The 2,281-nt window shown below is 65.6% G+C and carries 2 protein-coding genes; one reads left to right on the top strand and one right to left on the bottom strand.

Annotated features, from left to right (window positions below):
* Window positions 1–79: 79 nt before the first annotated feature.
* A complete protein-coding gene (gene entS / locus BHE81_RS18980; RefSeq protein WP_073545633.1) occupies window positions 80–1,321 on the bottom strand; it encodes an enterobactin transporter EntS in 1,242 nt (413 codons plus the stop codon).
* A 112-nt stretch (window positions 1,322–1,433) separates the two neighbouring features.
* Here entS and fepD point away from each other — a divergent pair.
* Window positions 1,434–2,281 (top strand): Fe(3+)-siderophore ABC transporter permease (gene fepD / locus BHE81_RS18975; RefSeq protein WP_149888836.1); only part of this gene is annotated, 848 nt, incomplete at its 3' end.

The following is a 2,281-nucleotide window of genomic DNA, read 5'->3' as shown; positions in this document are numbered from 1 at the left end:
CCGGCCTACTGAGCTTGTACCGGCCTGCCGTACCCCAGGCCCGGTAAGGCGCAGCCGCCACCGGGCAATCGCACCCTACTTAACTTTCGTTGACAATTTCCGGGCGCTGGAAACGGCGCAGCTCGTGTAGCAGCCCAACCAGCAGCACACCGACAAGCGCCAGCGCCCAGCCGCTGGCGCTGGCGGATGCCGCCGGCGTCATTACCGCCCCTAAGCCGCCGAGCAGCGCCGCGCCGATGGCGTCGCCGGTGACGTTTTGCGCGGTCCACAGACCGTTAATCCGCCCGAGCATATGTTCCGGCGTCTGGGTCTGAATCAGGGTGTACTGCAGCAGCGAGCTAATAGCGCTCAGCCAGCCAAACAGCGCCAGGCACAGCGCGCCCAATGCCCAGTGCGGCATCAGGCTGAACAGCGCAATGGCGACAAACGATCCCACCGTCGTCGCCAGCATCAGCGCGCCCGGCCGCACCGTCTGGGCCAGCTGGCCGCTGGTCAACGCCCCCAGCGCCGCACCGAGCGGAATAGCGGCGTACAGCAGGCCAATCTGTCCGGCCGACATCTGCCAGCTACCGGCCAGCGCCGGATAGAGCACCCGCACCGCGCTGGCCATGGTCAGCAGACCGCCAAGCAGCGCAATCCCGCCGATAAGCGGGCTCTGACAGAGGAAGGTCAGCCCCGCCAGCAGAGAGCGCAGCGGATGCTCGCGCGGCTGCGGAGGCGGCGGCAGCTGCGGCAGACGCAGCAGGGTTAAGGTGGTGATAAAGGTCCCCGCCGCCGCCAGGCCGAAGTTCCACGCCACGCCGCCGGTGGCCAGCAGCAGGCCGCCGATCATCGGCGAAATCACCGAGCCAAGGCGCACCGTCAACATGGTGATGGCCCCGGCCTGCATCAGGTTTTCCCGTCCCACCAGCGCCGGGGTCGCCGCCAGCAGCGCGGTCACCCCCAACGAGGCGAAGAACCCGTCCCAGATCCCCAGCAGGTAGATCGCCGCCAGCGACGGCTCCGGCAGCAGGGCGTTGAGACACAGGCCGACAAAGCCCACGCCGCAGGTGCCGCGCGCCAGCAGGATCAGGCGTTTACGTTCATAGCGGTCAGCCAGCACGCCCCCCACCATCAGACCAACAAACATCGACGCCCCGGTCAGCGTCACCGACAACCCGACCTGCCAGGTCGAATGGGTCATCATCTGGATCTGCACCGGGATGGCCACGCCCAGCAGGCCAAGCGACAGAATAGAGATAAAGCGAGCGATAAAAACGGCGCGAAACGCCGGGTGAGTTTTCAGCAGGCTGAGATTGAGCAGCCAGGATTGTCGGTTCATTACAGCGCCTTGTCGTTATTTTTAATACCCTTTTTACTGTGGGTCATGCTACCATAGCTGAATAAAATCGATAACGATAATTACTATCATTATCATATCAGGGATGTCAGTTATGTCGTTTTCTACGACCGCGGTACGCTCTGTCGCCGTGCCCGGATTGTTGCTATTACTCGCCTTAGCCGCCGCGCTTAGCCTGACCATCGGCGCCAAATCGTTGCCGATCGGCACGGTATTCACCGCCTTCAGCGGAACCTGTCAAAGCGCTGATTGCACTATCGTGCTGGACGCGCGCCTGCCGCGCACTCTGGCCGGTCTGCTGGCCGGCGTCGCCCTCGGCCTCGCCGGCGCGCTGATGCAGACGCTCACCCGCAACCCGCTGGCCGACCCCGGCCTGCTGGGGGTCAACTCCGGCGCCAGCTTCGCCATCGTCCTCGGCGCGGCGCTGTTTGGGATCACTTCCCCGCAGGAGCAGCTGCTGCTGGCATTCTGCGGCGCGCTCTGCGCCTCGCTGCTGGTAGCCTTTACCGGCAGCCAGGGCGGCGGTCAGCTGAGCCCGGTGCGCCTCACTCTCGCCGGGGTCGCCCTTGCGGCGGTACTCGAGGGGCTGTCCAACGGCATCGCCCTGCTCAACCCGGACGTCTACGATCAGCTACGCTTCTGGCAGGCCGGTTCGCTGGATATCCGCACCCTGCAAACGCTGAAAATTGTCCTGCTGCCGGTAGTGGTGGCGGGGATCGCCGCTCTGCTGCTGAGCCGGGCGCTGAACAGCCTGAGCCTGGGCAACGATACCGCCACCGCCCTCGGCAGCCGCGTCGCCCGCACCCAGCTGATCGGCCTGATCGTCATCACCGTCCTGTGCGGCAGCGCCACCGCCGTCGTCGGCCCCATCGCCTTTATCGGCCTGATGATGCCGCATATGGCGCGCTGGCTGGTGGGGGCCGATCATCGCTGGTCGCTGCC

This window comes from Klebsiella sp. AqSCr (assembly GCF_008452795.1).
Lineage (GTDB): Bacteria > Pseudomonadota > Gammaproteobacteria > Enterobacterales > Enterobacteriaceae > Klebsiella > Klebsiella pneumoniae.
This window is presented reverse-complemented; position numbering and strand designations above follow the sequence as displayed.